The organism is Prosthecobacter algae, assembly GCF_039542385.1.
Classification (GTDB): Bacteria; Verrucomicrobiota; Verrucomicrobiia; order Verrucomicrobiales; family Verrucomicrobiaceae; genus Prosthecobacter; species Prosthecobacter algae.
On the sequence record NZ_BAABIA010000001.1, the window covers coordinates 534,627 to 552,567 of the forward strand.

Below are 17,941 nucleotides of genomic sequence, written 5' to 3' on the forward strand. Positions count from 1 at the left end.
CCTGTGGCGAATGCCTAATCGGATCGAGCCCTACCAAGACTGCCCTGCGATGCGGGCGGAACTGGCTTCGTTCTTGGCGGATCATCTGGAGGATGGCCCTGAGCAGGCGCAGTGGCTCGAGCGCTTGGCCCATTGGTGGGACGAAAATCCGCATGCTGGAGATTCTCCCGAGCGTGGATGGGTGCTGCGTGAAGGCCGTGTTCTGGTGGGTTTTTTGGGCCTGATTCCGGTGCGTTATGCCTGGCGAGGGCAGCCCGTGCAGGCGCTCATCGCCACGAGCTGGATCGTGAAACCAGGCTGCCGCAACGCGGCACTGCCGATGGGAATGAAGCTGCAGCGGCTGGCATCAACCCATCTGTTGCTGGACTCCACCCCCAGCCTGGAAGTGCAGGCCCTGATTTCGCGATTCGGCTGGGTCGGGGAGATGCGGGCAAGGCGTACCCTGCTGCCTCTCGGGACACTCGGGAGGCTTTTTGCCAAGCTCGCTGGTCAGCAGTGGCCGACTTTGCCCAAGGGGCGGCGCATTACTACGGCGGTGGGCGAGGTGCACAGCTTGGCGCGCCCTTGGCAGGAGATGGGAAGATTGGAAAAATGGACCTGCCCGGCGTCCCTGCGCTGGTATGCTGCGGCCCGCATGCGCCAGCACCAGTTTCTGGGAGTGGTGGATGAGGATGGTCGGCTGACTTCCTGCCTGTGGCTGACTCGGAGGAGCCGCTGCGGGATCCAACTCTGGATGCTGTTGGAATCGTTTTCGACTGAGGCCGACGATGCAGAACTGCGTGCCCTGGCCTCTGCCCTGGTGCGACGTGAGGTGAGGCTGCCGGGGCCGCCGGCGCACTTGCTTTCACTGCTGGCTTTTCCCCAGGACTCGCGCTGGAAAGACATCCGTGGACTGATCCGGGATGAGGTGCTCGTTTGCCACTTTCATGCGCTGCCTTCTGCGCTGAAGGATGTGCCTAAACACACCGTGATGGCGGAGGGGGACTTTGGCCTCTAGGCCGCAGCCATTTGGGATTCGATGGCCTGGAGCAGGTTGCCTGCGGTGGCGAGGGTATCCACCGTGATCTGGTCATCAGGAATGGCCACGCCAAATTCGCTTTCGATTTCCATCAGCACATCAATGGACTCCAGGGAGTCGAGCCCGAGTTTGCCGAGGTCATCATCCAGGTGGATGGGGGCGTCTGCAGCGAGCATGCGCAGATGGGGGCGGAGCAGGGCAAGCAGGCGTGGAACGGTGTCGGACATGGGGGCTGTCAAAGAGAACTCGGGACTTGAGGAAGCTGCTGGTGGCCGGTGCGCCACCGCCATACCTGCACCACTTCGCCATGGAGGTAGGCGATTTCAATGGGGGCAGGATGGCTGAGGAAACCGATCAAGCTGGCGGTGAGTCCATACGCGCCAACATTGGGGACCGCAAGCAAATCGCCAGGGGCCACCGAGGGCATTTTGACGCCCCTGGCCAGGCTGTCCAGCGGCGTACAGAGGGGGCCCACGATGTCTGCCGTGATCTCGGCACCGCCCTGCGGGCTGAGGTTTTGAAAGGTCACGGCACTGCGCGGGATGCGGCCCAGCCCGGCCATGCCGCCCAGGTGATGAATGCCGGTATCCAGCACGACAAAGGTGCGAGTGCGGGAGGGTTTCACATCCAGCACCCTGGAAACCAGGCTGCCGGAGCTGGCGCAAAGGTAGCGGCCTGCCTCGAACCAAAGCTCGGCCGTTTCATGCAGGGGAGACTCCTGCCAGACGGCGGTCAGTGCTGCTTGCATGCCGCTGAAATCGAGTGTGGGGCCGTGGTTGGCATAGGGCCAGGGAAAGCCGCCCCCGGCATTGACCACGCTGCACACAAAGCCCAGGGCTGTCTCCAGCCGGAGGGCTGTCTCCAAGGCCCGCCGGGTGTTTTGGGCGATGGCTTCGACGGAGGCCACCTGGGTGCCGAAATAGACATGCACACCGCGAATTTTGATTCCCGGTAGGTTGAGCCGGGCACGTGCATCTACAGTGAGCAGGAGGCTTTCATCAAAACCAAACTGGCTCTCTACACCGGTCATGGCCAGGCGGGCCTGCGGGGCCTCTGCCGGGTTGACCCGCAGGAGGATCTGCACATCCACTCCGGCCCGTTCGGCAGCTCCGGAGAGGCGCTGAAGATCCAGCCAGGATTCGCAGGAAAACCAGCGAACGCCAGCAGCCAGAGCCGAAGTGATTTCATGGTTGGTTTTGCCAGGTCCACCATACAGGGCTTCGCGCAGGTCATGCCCGGCGAGGCGGGCGGCCTCCAGCTCCCCGTCTGAAGTGATTTCAGCGCTGGCGCCGCCTAACCGAATTTGCTGAGCGACAGCGGGCAGGGGATTGGCCTTGAAGGAATGCAGCAGCCTGGCACCTAAGGGGAGGGCGGCGCGCAGTTCCTGAGTGCGCTTCTGCACCTCGCCCAGATCATAGGCGTAGAAGGGAGTCTCGAACTTTTCGGCGAGACGGATGGCGAAGTCGGCCTCCATAAAAGATCAGCGATGGGCCAGCAAAAGGCGCAGGGCCTTGCGGTCGAGTTTTTGGTTAGCCGTGCGCGGCAGCTCGGGGAGGAAGAAAATGCGGTCAGGTAGCTTGCCGCGCTCCAGACGGCTGGCGAGGCCAGCGAGGACGCCGGCTTCGGTGAGGTCATCCTGAGAGGTGGCGAGGAAGAGACAGAGGATGTCTTTCACTTCATCTTTCACGCAGCCTGCGGCCACAATGTGGGGGAGCGTGCAAGCGGCTTCCTCCACCTCGGCAGGGCTGAGGCGTGTGCCGCGGTGCTTGATGACAAAATCGCTCCGCGAATGAAAGGTGATGTAGCCCGCCGCATCCACGCTGCCCTGGTCTCCCGTGAAGAGGCTGCGCACGCCTGAAACTTCACGAAAGCGTTTCGCGGTCTCCTCCGGGGCTGCCCAGTAGCCAGGGGAAAGATGGGGGCCCTGGATGACGAGTTCGCCCGGCTCTCCAGGGGACAGGCGGTGGCCATCCGCATCCACCGTGAAGGCGCTGGTGCCATCCAGCGGGCGACCGACGCTGTCAGCGTGTGAGTCCAGTTCCTCCGGCAGCAGGATGGAGACCCGCTTGCACTCGGTGAGGCCGAACATGGGGTAGATGCTTGCCTGTGGCAGCAGTTGGCGGAGCTGGTCTACATAGGCGCGTGGCAGGTGGTCGCCGGTGTTGGTGATCTTTCGCAAGGCGGGCAGGGCGGTGGGGCGGTAGCGCTGCATTTTGATCAGGGCCGCAAACACCGTCGGCACTCCGGGCAGCACGGTGATGGCTTCGCGGGCGAGAATCTTGGGCAGCTCTGGCCCCACATTTTCTGGTCGCCCAATGTACAAACAGGCCCCGGTGAGGCAGGCGTAAAAGAGCTGATAAAGGCTGTAGTCAAAGGCCAAGGGCAGGAACAGGCCGATGCAGTCACCGGGCGCATAGCTGAGTCGAGTGAGGATAGCGGGGCAGACAAAGGCGACGTTTCCCTGCGTGAGCATGACCCCGCGTGGAGTGCCGGTGCTGCCTGAAGTGAAAACGAGGAAGGCGAGATCGCTAGCATCCAGCTTCACAGGTGCTAGAGCGGGAACCGGACTGGAGAGGGCAGCCTGCCACTCTGGCTGATCTATCTCAATGATGCGGCTGCCCGTGATGGCCGTGCGGAGATGCTGGGTAGAAGCCTCGAAAAAAACGGCCTTGGGGGAGCATTGGCCGTGGATGCGTTGCAGACCTTCGGGCTGTAGCTGGGGGCTGAGGATGGAAAAAACCACGCCCTGCTGCAAGGCGGCCAGGGCCAGCAGCAATGTTTCTTCCCGGTTTGGCAGCACAAGGAGGATACAATCTCCTTTGCCAATGTTCTGGGCCTGCATCCAGGCGGCGATCGCCATCACGCGCTGCTGTGCCTGGGAATAAGTGAGAGGTGTGCTGCCGGTGAAAAACCTGTTTTCCGGCCAGCACTCAGCGGCCTGGGCCAGCCATTGGCAGGGCAGGGTGGGGGAAGACGGCGGCAGGGGCATGGGAAAGTGACCAGTCTAACCCAAAATCATCGTGTGGCTGGGGATTTTCTCAAGGTTTGTAGGGAAGTCGGCAGTCACTTTCAGCGCTGATCTAATAAGTGACAATTCTCCCTTGCACGGCTGCCAACCATCCCGAATAATCATCTCCCGCGAGGCACGGATAGCTCAGTGGTAGAGCGGCTCGTTTACACCGAGTTGGTCGGGGGTTCGAATCCCTCTCCGTGTACCACTTTAAGGCAGGTCAGGCCTCCAGCGCGGCGATGTCCGAAGACGGGCCCTCGGAGTCTTCAAAGAGGGACAAAAATCCAGTTCCCTTTTGCGGTTGGGCTGAAAGCATGGTCCGCACATTTTCATGAGACAGCAGCACGCCATGCTGGTGGCCGCCTTTCGGGCTGTTGGCGAAGACGAGAAAAGCCGGATCTTCCGACTTGCCAGGAAAACGCATGCCCCAGGCCGGGCGGGTGCTCATCACTTCGCTAAAGTCGGCTTCATCCCAGCCGCCGCCGTTCAGGCCTTCACCCATCCAGACGGTGAGGATGTTGTCCGCCACGGCCTTGAGGTGATGGCTGGTTTTTTCCAGGAATAGGCACACAGGTTGGGCTTCTTCCAAGATGGCCTTGAAAGCTTCGCCGCGTATTTGGGGAGAAATCACAGAAACCACAGCACCGATGTGGGCCACCGCGAGGGTGATGAGGTGCAGGTCCGAACTGTGACGGAGGACGGTAATGACTTTGTCCCCACGTGAAACGCCGTTCTGCTGCAACCAGGTTGCGATGCGAAGGACGCTCATCCAGGCCTGCTCGCAGGTGAATTCCATGCCATCCACGGTCAATGTTGTCTGGGGCGTGCGCTCAGCAGCGTCGGCTAAAAAGGCACTGAGATGGAAGGGTCCTTTTTTCGAAGGATCTTGCCATGGGAAAAGTCCCATAGATGATTCTGAACGAGCAAGCATTGTATGGATTTTATAATTAATCTCGTTTTTAGCAAGTGGTTGTTATCGGAATTATCGTCCTGACAGTAAGCATTACCCTTTTTCTTTGGGGTTGTTACTGGCATTGATGCTTTTTGAGCCCGGATCGTTCAATCGTTTCTGACGCGGGATTTGAGTGCTTTAGCACCAGCTTTATTCAACGATACTTCGTGAGAGCCGTCAAATACTCCTTCGCATAGGATGACGCTGGGTCATCAAAAAACTTAACAGCGGGACAGGATTCGACGACTTGGCCATTGGCCAGGAAAACCACCCAGTCTGCGACGAGACGGGCGAAACTGATTTCGTGCGTGGCCAGGACGATCTGCTGTCCCTCCTGGGCCAGTTCGCGGATGACATCCAGCACCTCTCCCGTCATCACCGGATCCAGGGCGGAAGTGGGCTCATCCAGCAGGAGCAGCCGCGGCCGGGAGGCGAGGGCACGGGCAATGGCTGCCCGCTGCTGCTGGCCACCGGAGAGCTCGGCTGGCCGTTTGTGGAGGTGGCGGTCCAGACCCAGACGGGTGAGCAGTTCGATGGCCCGCTGCCGGGCGGCCTCAGGGGCTTGGCCGTGTACCGCCGTTAGCGGCAGAGTGACGTTTTGCAGCGCTGTGAGATGAGGGAAAAGATTGTATCCCTGAAAGACAAACCCGTTTTGCCGAAGCACCTGTAGGGTGCCTTCCTCGTCGTGAGGCAGCTCCTGCCCGTTCACGAGCACGGCCCCTTCCTCCGGCACCAGCAGGCCGCCCAGGACACGCAGGAGAGTGGACTTACCTCCGCCGCTTGGGCCTAGCAGGGCCACGACCCGGGCGTCGTCGCCCGTTTGGAAACTGGCTCCGTCCAGGGCGGCAAATGCGCCATAGCGTTTCACCACCGTGCGCGCCTCAAGTTTCATAGGCGAACCTCCTTTCCAGCCGGCTGGCGTACCAGGACAGCGGCATGGTGACGATAAGGTAGGCGGCGGCTAGCGGCAGGTAGCCTTCCAGGGCCGTGTAGCTGCTGCTGTTGAGGATTTTGACCTTCTGCACCAGTTCCTCAATGCCGATGACGGACAGCAGGGAGGAGTCCTTGATGAGGGAGACGAGCTGCCCGGTCGTTCCTGGCAGGGCACGCCGCACAGCCTGGGGGATGATGACGTAGCGGTACGTCTGTACCTTGCTGAAGCCGACGGCCCGGGCGGCCTCGCGCTGGGTGGCGCCGATGCTCTCGACGGCCCCCCGGAAAATTTCGGCCAGGTAGGCCCCCTCAAAGCAGCCCAAGAGGATGGTGCCTACCACCAGGGGGTCGTTCACATTCATTGCGGTGGCAATGATGTAGTAGCCGATCAAAAGCTGCACGAGGAGCGGGGAGCCGCGCAGCAATTCCACCACACCGCTGCACAACAGGCGGACTGGCAGGATGGGCGAGCGCCGACCGATCATCAGTGTGAAACCTACGAAAATACTCACCATCATGGCCCCCACAGAAATGAGCAGTGTAGTCATCCAGCCCCAGACCATCTGGTTGCGGTATTTCCAGGCACTTTCCCAGTTCCAGGAGTAGTGAACGGTGGCAAAAGTGGCGTAGAGCGCCAGCGATGCTCCGGCGGCCAGGACCAGGGTCCAGAGCAGTCGTTGGGAGAGCGAGGCGTTCATGTGAAAATCGGCAGCGGGCTAGTCAGTAGCAAGAGGTGGGCACAGTGCCAGTGCAAGTCTGGATTTCTCCGTCAGGGGGCTGCCGTTTCGCTCTCTTCGGCCACCGGGGCGGCCTGTCCAGCCATCCGTTTCAGTCCCTGCTGGGGGCGACCCCGCTGGATTTTCAAAAATTCGGCAATGCCGGCGGCCAGGGAGGCGGTGAGGCGTTTTTGGTAGTTGTCTTGTTTCAGACGGGCGGCCTCTTGTTCATGGGTGAGGAAACCACATTCCACCAGGGCGGCGGGCACCTGGGTCTGGCTCACCACGGCGTAGTTGCGCTGCTTGATTCCGCGGTCCGTCGCCTGGGTGCTGCGGCAGGCATGGCGCTGTAGGCAGGCTGCCAGCCACCCGCCGCGCTGATCTTGAATGGGGCCGCCGGGGAGCCCATAGCGGGCCTGGAGAGACCGCTGGGCTGAAAGCGACTTGTTCTCGGTGTAGTAAGTTTCGATGCCGCTGACTTCGGCACTGCCGCTGGTATTTAGGTGCAGGCTCACGAACACGTCGGCCTCGTTTTGATCGGCGATGGCAGCCCGTTCTTCCAGCGGCAGGAAGACATCGGCCTCACGTGTCATTTTGACGCGCAATCCCAGGGCCAGCAGCTCTTCGCGCAGTCGCAGAGTCAGCTCCAGGGCCAGTTTCTTTTCCAGGGTGCCTCCCGCCACAGCCCCGCCGTCATGCCCACCATGGCCGGCATCCAACACGACGAGGGGGATCTTTTGCAGATCCCAGGGCCCCAGATGTGGCTGGGGAAGGGTGTCCATCTTGGCTGAAAGCCAGGCGGCTGAAGCCAGGCCGCCTACTAGCGCGGCATACGAAGCCGCTCCGCGGACCCACCTGCCGAGGCGGAACGCACGAGGGGAAGTAGAATGGAGGAGGTCGTTTTTCAAAAATTGTTCAGTAATTTTAAAATATTTATTGGCCTTAACTATTATATTCACTAAAATATAAATCATGAAAGCGAAGCCTGCCGTCTTTTTTGCGAAGCATCCTCGTTTGGCCCTCACGGCCATGATGCTCACTCTTTCTCTGGCGCAGGCTCAGGGGCAATCGGCTCCGGGAGCTGTGCAGCAGCCCTACTATCGGCAGCCAGGTTCGGCCTATGTACCGCCAGGCACCACCGCCCGTGCGCCCCAGACGCGCCCTTCCGCCCCGGCTGCTGCGCCGCAAGGCTACCAGCCAGGATATGGTACCCCGCCCAGCTACAAGCCGCCGACGGTCAAAGGCAGCACCACTGCCCGGCCCAAGGTTCCGGTGCTGCCATCCAGCAAATCCAAACCCGTGAGTCTGGAATCCAAAGTCGCACGGCTGGAAAAAAATGATGCGAATCAGGACCGCCGTCTTCATAGCCTGGAGCGTGGCACCGCAAGCCCCACCATTGAGGGAGGCAGCAGCTATGCGCCCGATACGGGCAAACTCTACACGGTACGTCCTGGCGACACGCTGTGGCGCATCGCGGACAAGCACAGCACGAGCATCAATGCCCTCAAATCGGCCAATCGCCTTTCGGGTGAGACGATTGCGGTGGGGCAGACCTTGAGGATTCCTGGTCATGGCAGCGCGCCTGCCGAGGTGCGGGAGAGCGGTAGCCATGTGGTGCGGCCTGGAGACACCTTTTCCCGGATTGCCCAGGCCAATGGGGTGACTCAGGATGCACTGGCCCGGGCGAATCCTTCGGCCTATCCAGACCGTCTGCTGGTGGGTGAAAAGCTGATCATCCCTGGCAAGTCGGCCAGCCCGGCCACTCGTTCGTCTGGCACCAACAACCCAGCCCCGGTTTCTTCCTCACGCTACCATGTGGTGAAAAAGGGTGAGAGTCTGGGAGCAATTGCCAAAATGCACGGCATCCCCACCGCCACGGTCGCCTCGGCCAACAAGCTGAAGAATGCCAACATGATCGAGCCCGGCCAGCGGCTGGTCATTCCGGGAGGCTCTGCCACCCGACCTGCGGCTCCTGCACCCATGTTCCCATCGGCGGACTCAGACACCACGCCCCTTCCGGGTGCAGGTTTGATGGCCGAAGCTCCGGCACCTGCACCAGCGCCACCTCCGCTGGCTTCCAATCTGGCGGCGGCCCCAGCCTATGAGCCGCTGCCCAAGGCGGCCCCACCCACCAGCAGCAACCGGCGCGGCATCGTGGCCTATCGTCTGGAGCGTGGTGACGACATCAACACGGTGGCGGCCTTGTTTAACACGACGCCGGAAAAGATCCGCGAGATGAACAAGCTGCCAGCCGACCGCAAGCTGAAGGAAGGTGAGGAAGTGGTGGTTCCTTCGCTCGGGGCCGTGTCTCTGAATTGACGTGGCGCTGCACCGGGCCAAGGTGAGGGCATGTCCCGCATCGGTACCCCTCTTTCCTCCACGGCAACGAAAGTCATGCTCCTAGGCTCAGGCGAGCTGGGCAAAGAAGTCGTCATCGAACTGCAACGTCTCGGCTGCGAAGTCATCGCGGTGGACCGCTATGCCAATGCGCCGGCCATGCAGGTGGCCCACCGTAGCCACGTGATCTCCATGCTGGATGGCGAGGCGCTGCGCCGCCTCATCGAGGTGGAAAAGCCGAACTACATCGTCCCGGAGATCGAAGCCATCGCCACGGATACGCTGGTGGAACTGGAAAACGAGGGTTTCACCATCGTCCCCACGGCCCGGGCCGCCAAGCTGACGATGAACCGCGAGGGCATCCGCCGCCTGGCTGCGGAAGAGCTGGGGCTGAAAAGCTCCCCCTACATCTTTGCCCAGACTGAGGAGGAATTCCGCGCCGCCATTGCTGAAATCGGCATGCCCTGCGTGGTGAAACCCATCATGTCCTCTTCCGGCAAGGGCCAGAGTGTGGTGAAGACGGAGGCGGACATTGCCCATTCCTGGCAGTATGCGCAGGAAGGAGGCCGAGCCGGCAAGGGCAAGGTCATCGTCGAGGGCTTTGTGGATTTTGACTATGAAATCACCATGCTGACGGTGCGCCATGCCGGGGGCACCTCCTTCTGCGCGCCTGTGGGGCATACCCAGATCAAGGGGGACTATCGCGAGTCCTGGCAGCCACATGCCATGAGTGCCAAGGCGCTGGCGGCGGCGGAGCACATGGCGGGAGCGATTACGGAGGCTCTGGGTGGCCGGGGGCTCTTCGGCGTGGAGCTTTTCATCAAAGGCGATGATGTTATCTTCAGCGAAGTTTCACCCCGCCCGCATGACACCGGACTGGTGACGCTGATCTCGCAGGATCTTTCGGAGTTTGCCCTGCATGTGCGGGCCATTCTGGGCCTGCCGATTCCGAACATCCATCAGCATGGCCCCAGCGCGAGCTGTGCGGTGCTGGTGGAAGGCGATTCCACCCAGGTCCAGTTCGGTTCGTTGGACAAAGTCCTTTCTGAGCCTGACACGCAGTTGCGCCTGTTTGGCAAGCCCACCGTCAGCGGCCAGCGTCGCATGGCGGTGACGCTGGCCCGTGGGGCCGATGTGGATGAAGCCCGCGCTAAGGCCCACCGTGCGGCCCAGGCCATGGACATCCGGTTGTAAGGCCGGAGTCCGTTGAGGCGGTCCGGGTCAGAACTGCACGACCTTCGTTTCGGCGAAGTCGTCGTGCAGGGTGTTGCGGCCTGGACGGAAGATGCACAGGGCATCTGCGAGGACCACGATCCAGCCGATATAAGGCACGGCACCGACGATCCACACCGGCAGCAGTCGGCGGGTGACGATGTGCATACGATCCACCGGGCTGCCGTCTCGGCGGACGATCTTCAACTTGAGCAGTTTTTTTCCAATGGTCTGGCCATTCTGCAGGTGCTGCCAGTTGATGGCCACGAGGGCAGCGCCTAACAAGAGATTCATTAAAAATTGCGGGAGGTTGCCCCAAGTCAGCAAATTTAAAATGAGCACGGCAACGACGGCAATGAGCACGTCAATGATCTGGGCTCCTAAACGGACCCATTGGGAGGCTAGTGGCAGTGCCACCGTGGAGGTGGCTTTATAGGGCTCCTGTGGGTCGGGGATGGGTGGTGGTTCGCTCATAAGATCCGGATTTGAATGTTACTGGACGGCTAACCTGAAGGTGAACCACCCATAAGGAGGCGCACCTTTCGGGCCAGGGCTATGAAATGTGGGAAGCTTTGACAAGATCTGATATCCCGTTTCACGAGGAAGGTTGCTGCAAAGCTTTTGAGAAGTAGAATGCAGGCGAATGCCACGCCTCCTTCGTCACCTGCCTGTTGCCATCTTTGCGGTTATGCTCAGCGTGGCCATGACGCAGGCTGGGGTGGTGCCGGGGCTGATTCTGCCGCTGCATGAGGTGAAGATGGGCACGCCTGTGGAAGGGCTGGTGAAAGAGGTGCTGGTGGACGAGGGGGACACCGTCGAGTCCGGCCAGCCTCTGGTGCGGCTGGTGGATGACCTGGAAAAGCTGGATGTGGAGCGCGCTGAAAAGGTGCTGGAAAAAGCGAAGTTCGACCACGAGGCGGCCCAGAAGCTCCTCAAGGAAAACATTGGAACCCGGGAGGAGGCGCTGAGAAAAAGCATCGAGCATGATCTTGCTCGCATTCAACGGGATGCAGCCGTGGTGAGGGTGGAGCAGAAAACGCTGAAGGCCCCCCTGCAAGGTGTGGTCGTCAGCCGTGGCAAGGAGCCTGGTGAAGCGGTACAACTGCATGAGGTGCTGCTGGAGGTGGTGCACATCCGGCAGGTGGAGGCGCAGTTTTACCTGGAGCCTGCGCAGGCGCAAAAGGTGAAGAGCGGAGACAAGAAGAAGCTCCGTATTCCCTCCCTGCCGGAGCCTCGGGAGATCGAGGGTGAGGTGGTTTTTCTGGACCCTCGCATGGATGCGGAAAGCGGGCTCTATCGCGTCAAGCTACGCGTGGACAATGCGGACCTGCGGCTGAAGGCCGGCATGAGGGTGGAAGCTGAATTTGCCCAACCTTAAGCATGACTGCTGCGCTTGCCATCACGGAGGTCACCGGGGAGGCCGCGCCGCCGGTGGATGCCATGGTGCCTTCCGCACTGAGGTCGGATCTCGCCATCAGCCACCAGCTCTTTGAGGGGCGGGCCTTTGCCATCATCAAGGATCCGCTGTCGTTGAAATACTTCCGGTTACCTGCAGAGGACTATGCGCTGGCTGCGCTGTTTGATGGGACTCGTAGTGTGAAAGAGATCCGCGAGGCCTTTCTCCGGTCGCATCCACATGCCGGGCTGGCGGATGGACCGCAGGCGATCACCACTCGCATTGTGGCCTTTGCCAATGAGCTGCTGACAGCGGGATTTCTGGAGGCCACGGGGGCGGGAGCACGCCGTCAATTGGAACTGAAAAGGCTGCGGCACAAGCCTGCGACTCCCTGGGGCCTGTTCATGAAGGCTCTCTTCCTGAAGATTCCGCTGTGGGATCCGGATGCGCTGCTGATCCGGCTGGAGCGACCGCTGCGCTGGCTGTGGTCTTGGGCAGGTTTTGCCATCAGCCTGGTGATCCTGTTGGCAGGCACGGCGGTGTTTGCGGTCAATTTCCCCCGGATTGCGCCCTCCCTGAATGACTTTCTGTCGCTGCCCAACTTGGCGTTGGTATGGGTGCTGACGATTGCGGTGAAAGTGATCCATGAATTTGGCCACGGCCTCACCTGCAAGCACTACGGCGGCGAGGTGCATGAGATGGGGGCGATGGTCATCGTCTTTAGCCCCTTTTTGTATGCGGATGTCACCGACAGCTACCTGTTCCCGAAACGGCGGCACCGCATCCTAGTGGCGGCGGCCGGCATTTACATTGAACTGATCATCGCGGCGGTGGCGACTCTGCTATGGGCGGTTTCCCAGCCAGGGCCCACCCAGCAGCTTCTCTTCAACCTCATGCTGATCACCAGTGTGTGGACGGTGCTTTTCAATGCGAATCCGCTCATGAAGTTCGATGGCTACTACATGCTCACGGACATCCTCGGTGTGCCGAATTTGCGAGCGAAGGCGCAGATGTGCGTGAGTGATTTATTCCGCCGCTGGATCTTTGGCGGGGGCACACCGCCGCAGGTGGAAAGACTGCTGCCACGGCGAAATCGCGGCTGGTTTGTGTTGTATAGCCTCGCGGCCCAGCTCTACATGCTGCAGATCACTCTGGGCATCGCGATGATCTTCCATTACCTGCTGGAGCCTTATGGCCTGGGCTGGCTGGGAGATGCCATCGGTGCCGGGGCGCTGGTATCGATGTTGATTGTTCCTGTGAGTACGTTTTTCAAAAGCCAGTTCGCCAAGTCTGCCACCACGGCGGGGGCTTGGCGGCGGCCTGCCTGGGTGCTGGGCGGCCTGCTGCTGCTCGGGGCGCTGGTGATGCTGCTGCCCTGGCAGATCACCGTGGAGCGGCCTGCAGTGCTGCTGCCGATGCAGGCTGGCTGGGTGCGTGCCGAGGTGCCGGGCCGGGTGGCGGAAGTGAAGGTAACGACGGGACAAGAAGTGAGGAAAGGTGATCCCGTTGCCGTGCTGACCAATCTCCGCCTAACCAGCAATGTGGAGATCGCCAGGATGGAGGTGGAGCGGGCCCGACGGCAGGTGGATCTCACGCTGGGGGCTGCTGCACCGGCGTACTACCAGCAGGCAAAAGCCGGGCTGGCAGCCGCAGAGTTGGCGCTGAAGGAGGCGCAAAGCCTGGCCGAACGGTTGATCCTGCGTGCACCGGAATCCGGCATCGTTCTGACGCCGGATCTGGACCGGCTTGCGGCAGGTAGCCTGCGGCCTGGTGATGCCCTGTGTGAAATTGCCGCGCTCAGCCCGGCCCAAGTTTACATCCCGCTCAATGAACAGCAGGCGCGGCACATCCGCGCCGGCCAGAAGGTGGAGCTGCGGGTCGCGGCGATTTCAGGCCGCACTTACAGCGGGCTGGTCACGGAAGATTTGAAGACGCCGCCCTCGGACGAACTGCCGCCCAACCTTATCGCCACCCTGGGCGGTGACATTGCCGCGCAGCCGGATGCTGAGGGGAAGCTGAAGCCTCTCGAAGTGACCTATGGGGTTCTTGTCAGTCTGCCCAATGAAGATGTCAGTCTGCGCCCTGGGATGACCGGGCGGGCACGCATTTACGGGGATCACCTCCAGGTGTGGCAGGTCCTTTGGATGAAGGTTCTGGACTTTGTGAGCCTGGACTATCGCCTGTGATGGGCAATTCTCTGCGATGAAGTATCGTTGATTAGCCGTTGCTCAAAGTTGCCGCAGCAGTTCCTGCTGGCGGCGATCATCATCGGTCAGGGATTTCACAGGCAAGGCAGCATAAGCGCGCAGGGCCAGCGAGGGTTGGCGGTCATCGACATGGGCCTGGATGAGGCGGCGAAGGGCGGCAACATCGCGGGGGAACCGACGCAGAAAATCCTGCCACAGAATGGCGGTGGAGCCAGGCGTCTGGCTGACCGTGGCGGCGAGCGCAGCGGCGTAATGAAGGGCGCGGTCTGCGGGGGCAGCGCGCAGCCGGACTGCGAGCACTTTTTTGGCCAGCGGAACTGTTTGCGCCAGTTGCAGGACGGTGAGCTGAGTGTCTGCCTGCAACAGGGCGGTGGCGAGGGCCTGTTCTGCCTCGGCTTTCATGGGCGCTGTGGAGGCCAGGGCACAGAGACGGTTCAGCGCGGTGGGCACGCGGGCAGCCGCCAGCCGCAGATACCCTGCAAAGGCCGTGGAGCCTGGCTGTTCCTCATCACAAATGGTGGCATGGGCGGAAAGCCAGCGCAGGTAGTCCGGGTTCACAGGAGAGCCGGAAGCCAGCTTAGTAGCAGGCACGGAATGTTCAGGAAAGGTCTGCAAATGACGTTCCAGGATGGCCAGCAGGCGTGAGCCCTGATGAGCCCGGCGGGCGGCCAGAAAGGCGCGGTCCAGGGCGCGTTCCGGATAAGGCGCCTGCCCGGTAAGATGGCTGAGCTGGAGCGACAAAGCCTCAGCGGTGAGGTCGGTATCGAGCATGAGTTCCAGTTCCAGATCACGCGCCTGTTCGAGGGTCGGGTCATTCGGGGAGGCTGACCGGCGGTTGATCCAGGTGGTGAGCGCATGCAGGGCAGGGGCCGGGCGGCGGGTGCTGCGGCAGGCCAGGCAGAGCTGCTGCACGGTCTCCCAGGTGGCAGTGGGCAGCTCGCAGGCACGTCCCAGAATGGTGGCGGCATCGGCGGCATCTCCCTGTGACAGGGCGCGACGGGCGAGACTTTCCAGGGCATCCTGGCGGGCTTCATCTCGGAGACGGTCACCAGAAGCGGCGATCATCAGGTGGGCCTCCATGAGATCCATGGGATGGTTGTGGGCTAACAAAGTTTGCAACAGGGACTCTCCCCATTCAGGGCCTAGTTTGGCCACAGGGGCGGGCTGGACGGTGAGTTGCCGTACCTTCGTCAGCGGTGGCTGGTCCACCCAGGCAGAGAGCGCCTGCAACTGGTCTTCAGGCATCCTGACGAGGCGGATCAGGGCGGGCATGGCGGTGTCCTTGGGCGCTTTGGCCAGATACGCGGCCATTTTGGCCTGCCTGTCCACATCCTCCGGGGCTGGCAAAGCGACCGTGGCAGGTGCGAAACGCCACACCCACACTCCCGCCAGGGTGGCGTAGAGCAGAAGCAGAAGACCAGCAGTGCGACGGGTGACTTTCATGGCAGTGGACTAAAAAGGATTCAGCGCATGGCGGCCTGCTGCGGGGGCAGCACCTGCAGGCGGAAGGTGCTCTGGCCTGGCACGGTGACCTCCACACGGCCCTGAGCATCGGCCATAATGAACTGGGGCTGTTCCGTGGTGAAGATCTGGCACACGGCCCCGGGCTGGATGCCTTCAAAGGCCAGCTCCACAGGCCGCAGGTCGGCCACCTGAATCAGCGCGCGCCGATGACCTGATTCCAGGTAACGCACGCTGCCGCTGCTGCTGGCCAGTCGCAGATGGTCCGGGCTGCCGTCCAGACTCAGCACCAATTCTGTGCGGCGGCGGCCTTGGGTGTGAATGTAAAGGTCCTCGCCCCGGACGGTATAACCAACGATGCCGATGCAACGGTTGAGGTCCGGCACGCCACTGCTGGCGGGGAGACGTAGGGTGCGGGCATGGCCAGCATTGACGATGATCCAGTGGCCGCTGCCCTGCGAAAAGATGCGCGTCTGGGCGGCATCGCGGACGAGGCGGGCATGGTGGGCGGCGCTCATGGCATGCAGGGGCCGGGAGGCGCACCAGTCCAGCACGCGCTCCACTTCCCACAGGCTGGCTTCACTGGTGGCATCCTCAAAGGAAAGGGACACATGCAGGGGAGCGAGCCAGCGTTGCTGTTCGGCCACTTCGGCCTCGAAGATGAATTCGCTGGCATTGAGCGGCCCTGCCCGGCGGTGGCCGGGGGCGAGCGGGCGGAGGCTTTCCGCCTGTCCCCACATCAGAGGCGCAGGCGGGGCCGTGTGTGCCAACCACCTGGTCGGCCGGACAGGCTGCATGTTTTCAACACCCATGCGACGGCTGAAGGCGACGGCGGCCTGAGTGGGAGAATTGCCTTCCGGCCACAGCATCAGTTCCACCTGGCGGCCTGGGGGAAGGAGATGGCGGTGGATGTAGGCCATGGAGCCGGCGACTTCGCGTTCCATCTCCTGGCTGGTGGCCCAGTCGGCAGGGCGTGTGCGGCTGGCGGAGGCGGCGTGGACCTGGGGCAGGGCAAAGAGGTCGCGTGCGGCTGCTTCGTAGCGCAGGGAGTCGCGGGCGTCGAGGCCGGGATTGGTGCTGCGCAGGTCCCCTTCGCAAACGGCGGCGGTGAAGGGCAGCGAATAGCGGGAGAGGATGCGTTCCGTCATCGACTCTGCGGCGATGGGCAGGCCCTGCAGGCTGGTTTGCCGGGTAAAGCCTTCGCTGCTGATGACTGGCACCATGAGCCTGCGCCCATTTTGCGAGGTCATGTCCATCACAGGGGCCTGCGCGGCTTTGCCTAACCAAGTGTTTAGAAATGGGATCGGCTGAAGCTGGGGGCCCACTTCAGCGGCTTGGGCATCCATCCACACACCGCCCCAGGTGGCCAGGAAGGCTTGGTCAAATTGAGCCCCTGCCTTGACGGAGAGGATCACCCTCGCTCCTGCCGGAGCCTGAAGATCGCGGAAACCACGGGTGCGTGGACGCACAGCACCGGATTCTTGGAGCCAGGCGTGTTCGATCTCGCGGATGACAGCCCCCTTAGCCACCGTCATGGACTCTCCGCTGCCACGGAGTCCCAGGAGGTGGGCCCAGGCGGTGAACTCATCTGCATTTCCCCAAGGGGCAGCGGTGAGCAGCAGGGGAAGGTGCTGCCCCTTTAGATGGGTGGCCAGAGCCAGCAGCCCGGTCTGATGCGATGGCTGGGTTTGCAGGCTTGCATCCACAATCACGGCGCTGGCGTGGGCAGCTTGGCTTTTCCAGTCCAGGGTGCCGGTGGCAGGGGCCTGCCAGTAGCGCACCTGATAGCCCAGCCATTCCAGCGAACCCTGAAGGACGCGGGCGGTGAAACTTTCACTCGCAGGGCCGGAATGAATCACCAAGACCTGCCGCGTCACTTCCTGCAAAGGCCCCAGATGCAGCCCGGCGAGATCTGGCGTGGTGAAAAATGGCACAGCCCCGAGCGCACGAAAATGCTGGGTGCGTGTGGCGATTTCCTGCTGCGTGATTTCAGGCGTGGCATACTCCACCACCAGAGGGAGGAGGCCCAGACGCTTCACCTCGCGGAGCTGCTGGTCACGCTCCGGTTCCTTACCGCCCAGGAAAAGTACACCATCCAGGGCCAGACGGGATTCGGCAGCCAGATCCAGCGCGCCTTCGATCACCAGTTGCTTGTCGGGATAGACTCTGTGCAACTCGGCAATAACCTGGAGACAGGCGGCACGCTCGGCACTCAAACTGAGCTGTGAAAGTCCGGTTAGCACAAAGCCATCGAAGCCTTTTTCAGCGGCATCCTGGACGATTTCATACACCACCAGCGGAACCCAATGCGGGTGTGTTGCATCCAGGCGGACGTGGCCCGGTCTGGGGCCTGTCTGCAGTGGGATGCCAACGGTACGGGCGGCCCGCGCAGCGGCGGAATTTGGCCGGATTTCCAGCACATTCACTCGGGCCAGCATCTTGTTGCCCAGGGATTGCTGCGCCTCCAGATCCACCTTGGCGTCGCTATCCACAATGCAGAGATCGAAGGCGCTCAGCATCACCGCATCGGGCTTGGTCGAAAGATCCACCATGAGGCGGGTGGGATTGGTCGCTGCCGAAACATTCACCTGAAACGCCAGCATCAGCACAGCGAGTCTAAAAATGAGGCGGGGTGGAAATGACATGGCCAACACTGTGTTTCAAAAATGAGAACATGGGCATGTTAGCGACTCAGATTA

15 protein-coding genes and 1 tRNA gene are annotated in these 17,941 nt (G+C 61.8%); 6 read left to right on the forward strand and 10 right to left on the reverse strand.

Annotation, left to right across the window (positions count from 1 at the left end):
- Nucleotides 1-10: 10 nt before the first annotated feature.
- The gene (locus ABEB25_RS02085) at nucleotides 11-997 is read left to right on the forward strand and encodes a hypothetical protein (protein WP_345734723.1); all 987 of its coding nucleotides are present in this window, start codon (nucleotides 11-13) and stop codon (nucleotides 995-997) included.
- Here ABEB25_RS02085 and ABEB25_RS02090 read toward each other — a convergent pair.
- From ABEB25_RS02090 to ABEB25_RS02100, 3 genes are read right to left on the reverse strand one after another with little or no spacing between them, the layout of a single operon-like run.
- Nucleotides 994-1,245 carry a phosphopantetheine-binding protein gene (locus ABEB25_RS02090; protein WP_345734724.1) on the reverse strand — a complete coding sequence of 84 codons (252 nt, stop codon included), beginning with the start codon at nucleotides 1,243-1,245 and terminating at the stop codon, nucleotides 994-996. The two genes, ABEB25_RS02085 and ABEB25_RS02090, sit on opposite strands and share 4 nt — an antisense overlap.
- Before the next feature lie 8 nt (nucleotides 1,246-1,253).
- Nucleotides 1,254-2,492: a type III PLP-dependent enzyme domain-containing protein gene (locus ABEB25_RS02095; RefSeq protein ID WP_345734725.1), complete on the reverse strand. Its 1,239-nt coding sequence runs from the start codon at nucleotides 2,490-2,492 to the stop codon at nucleotides 1,254-1,256.
- A 6-nt stretch (nucleotides 2,493-2,498) separates the two neighbouring features.
- A complete protein-coding gene (locus ABEB25_RS02100; protein ID WP_345734726.1) occupies nucleotides 2,499-4,007 on the reverse strand; it encodes a class I adenylate-forming enzyme family protein in 1,509 nt (502 codons plus the stop codon).
- 154 nt (nucleotides 4,008-4,161) lie between these two features.
- Here ABEB25_RS02100 and ABEB25_RS02105 point away from each other — a divergent pair.
- A tRNA-Val gene (locus tag ABEB25_RS02105) sits at nucleotides 4,162-4,236 on the forward strand.
- Between the two features lie 12 nt (nucleotides 4,237-4,248).
- Here ABEB25_RS02105 and ABEB25_RS02110 read toward each other — a convergent pair.
- The 4 genes from ABEB25_RS02110 to ABEB25_RS02125 all read right to left on the reverse strand — a co-directional run bounded on the left by ABEB25_RS02110 (nucleotide 4,249) and on the right by ABEB25_RS02125 (nucleotide 7,411).
- Nucleotides 4,249-4,959, reverse strand: coding sequence for an AMP-binding protein (locus ABEB25_RS02110; RefSeq protein ID WP_345734727.1), 711 nt, complete (start codon nucleotides 4,957-4,959; stop codon nucleotides 4,249-4,251).
- A 175-nt stretch (nucleotides 4,960-5,134) separates the two neighbouring features.
- A complete protein-coding gene (locus ABEB25_RS02115) occupies nucleotides 5,135-5,872 on the reverse strand; it encodes an amino acid ABC transporter ATP-binding protein (RefSeq protein ID WP_345734728.1) in 738 nt (245 codons plus the stop codon).
- On the reverse strand, nucleotides 5,862-6,611 hold the full coding sequence (locus ABEB25_RS02120) for an amino acid ABC transporter permease (RefSeq protein ID WP_345734729.1): 750 nt from the start codon (nucleotides 6,609-6,611) through the stop codon (nucleotides 5,862-5,864). The genes ABEB25_RS02115 and ABEB25_RS02120 overlap by 11 nt, the downstream gene beginning before the upstream one ends.
- A gap of 71 nt (nucleotides 6,612-6,682) precedes the next feature.
- Nucleotides 6,683-7,411: an N-acetylmuramoyl-L-alanine amidase family protein gene (locus ABEB25_RS02125; RefSeq protein ID WP_345734730.1), complete on the reverse strand. Its 729-nt coding sequence runs from the start codon at nucleotides 7,409-7,411 to the stop codon at nucleotides 6,683-6,685.
- A gap of 190 nt (nucleotides 7,412-7,601) precedes the next feature.
- On the opposite strand from ABEB25_RS02125, the gene ABEB25_RS02130 reads away from it, so the two are divergent.
- The gene (locus ABEB25_RS02130; protein WP_345734731.1) at nucleotides 7,602-8,948 is read left to right on the forward strand and encodes a LysM peptidoglycan-binding domain-containing protein; all 1,347 of its coding nucleotides are present in this window, start codon (nucleotides 7,602-7,604) and stop codon (nucleotides 8,946-8,948) included.
- Nucleotides 8,949-8,978: 30 nt separating this feature from the next.
- Nucleotides 8,979-10,160, forward strand: a complete 1,182-nt coding sequence (gene purT, locus ABEB25_RS02135) for a formate-dependent phosphoribosylglycinamide formyltransferase (RefSeq protein ID WP_345734732.1) — start codon at nucleotides 8,979-8,981, stop codon at nucleotides 10,158-10,160.
- 27 nt (nucleotides 10,161-10,187) lie between these two features.
- Here purT and ABEB25_RS02140 read toward each other — a convergent pair whose 3' ends face one another.
- Entirely contained in the window at nucleotides 10,188-10,652 is a 465-nt protein-coding gene (locus tag ABEB25_RS02140) for an RDD family protein (protein ID WP_345734733.1), read from the reverse strand.
- 169 nt (nucleotides 10,653-10,821) lie between these two features.
- Between ABEB25_RS02140 and ABEB25_RS02145 the strand changes: the two genes are divergently transcribed.
- The gene (locus tag ABEB25_RS02145; protein ID WP_345734734.1) at nucleotides 10,822-11,556 is read left to right on the forward strand and encodes an efflux RND transporter periplasmic adaptor subunit; all 735 of its coding nucleotides are present in this window, start codon (nucleotides 10,822-10,824) and stop codon (nucleotides 11,554-11,556) included.
- A 2-nt stretch (nucleotides 11,557-11,558) separates the two neighbouring features.
- Entirely contained in the window at nucleotides 11,559-13,760 is a 2,202-nt protein-coding gene (locus ABEB25_RS02150; protein ID WP_345734735.1) for an efflux RND transporter periplasmic adaptor subunit, read from the forward strand.
- Nucleotides 13,761-13,802: 42 nt separating this feature from the next.
- On the opposite strand, the gene ABEB25_RS02155 is transcribed toward ABEB25_RS02150, so the two are convergent.
- Together ABEB25_RS02155 and ABEB25_RS02160 are read right to left on the reverse strand one after the other, a co-directional pair.
- Nucleotides 13,803-15,224 carry a hypothetical protein gene (locus ABEB25_RS02155; RefSeq protein ID WP_345734736.1) on the reverse strand — a complete coding sequence of 474 codons (1,422 nt, stop codon included), beginning with the start codon at nucleotides 15,222-15,224 and terminating at the stop codon, nucleotides 13,803-13,805.
- A gap of 20 nt (nucleotides 15,225-15,244) precedes the next feature.
- Nucleotides 15,245-17,887 (reverse strand): hypothetical protein, encoded by a 2,643-nt coding sequence (locus ABEB25_RS02160; RefSeq protein WP_345734737.1) that lies wholly within the window; start codon nucleotides 17,885-17,887, stop codon nucleotides 15,245-15,247.
- Between the last annotated feature and the right edge of the window lie 54 nt (nucleotides 17,888-17,941).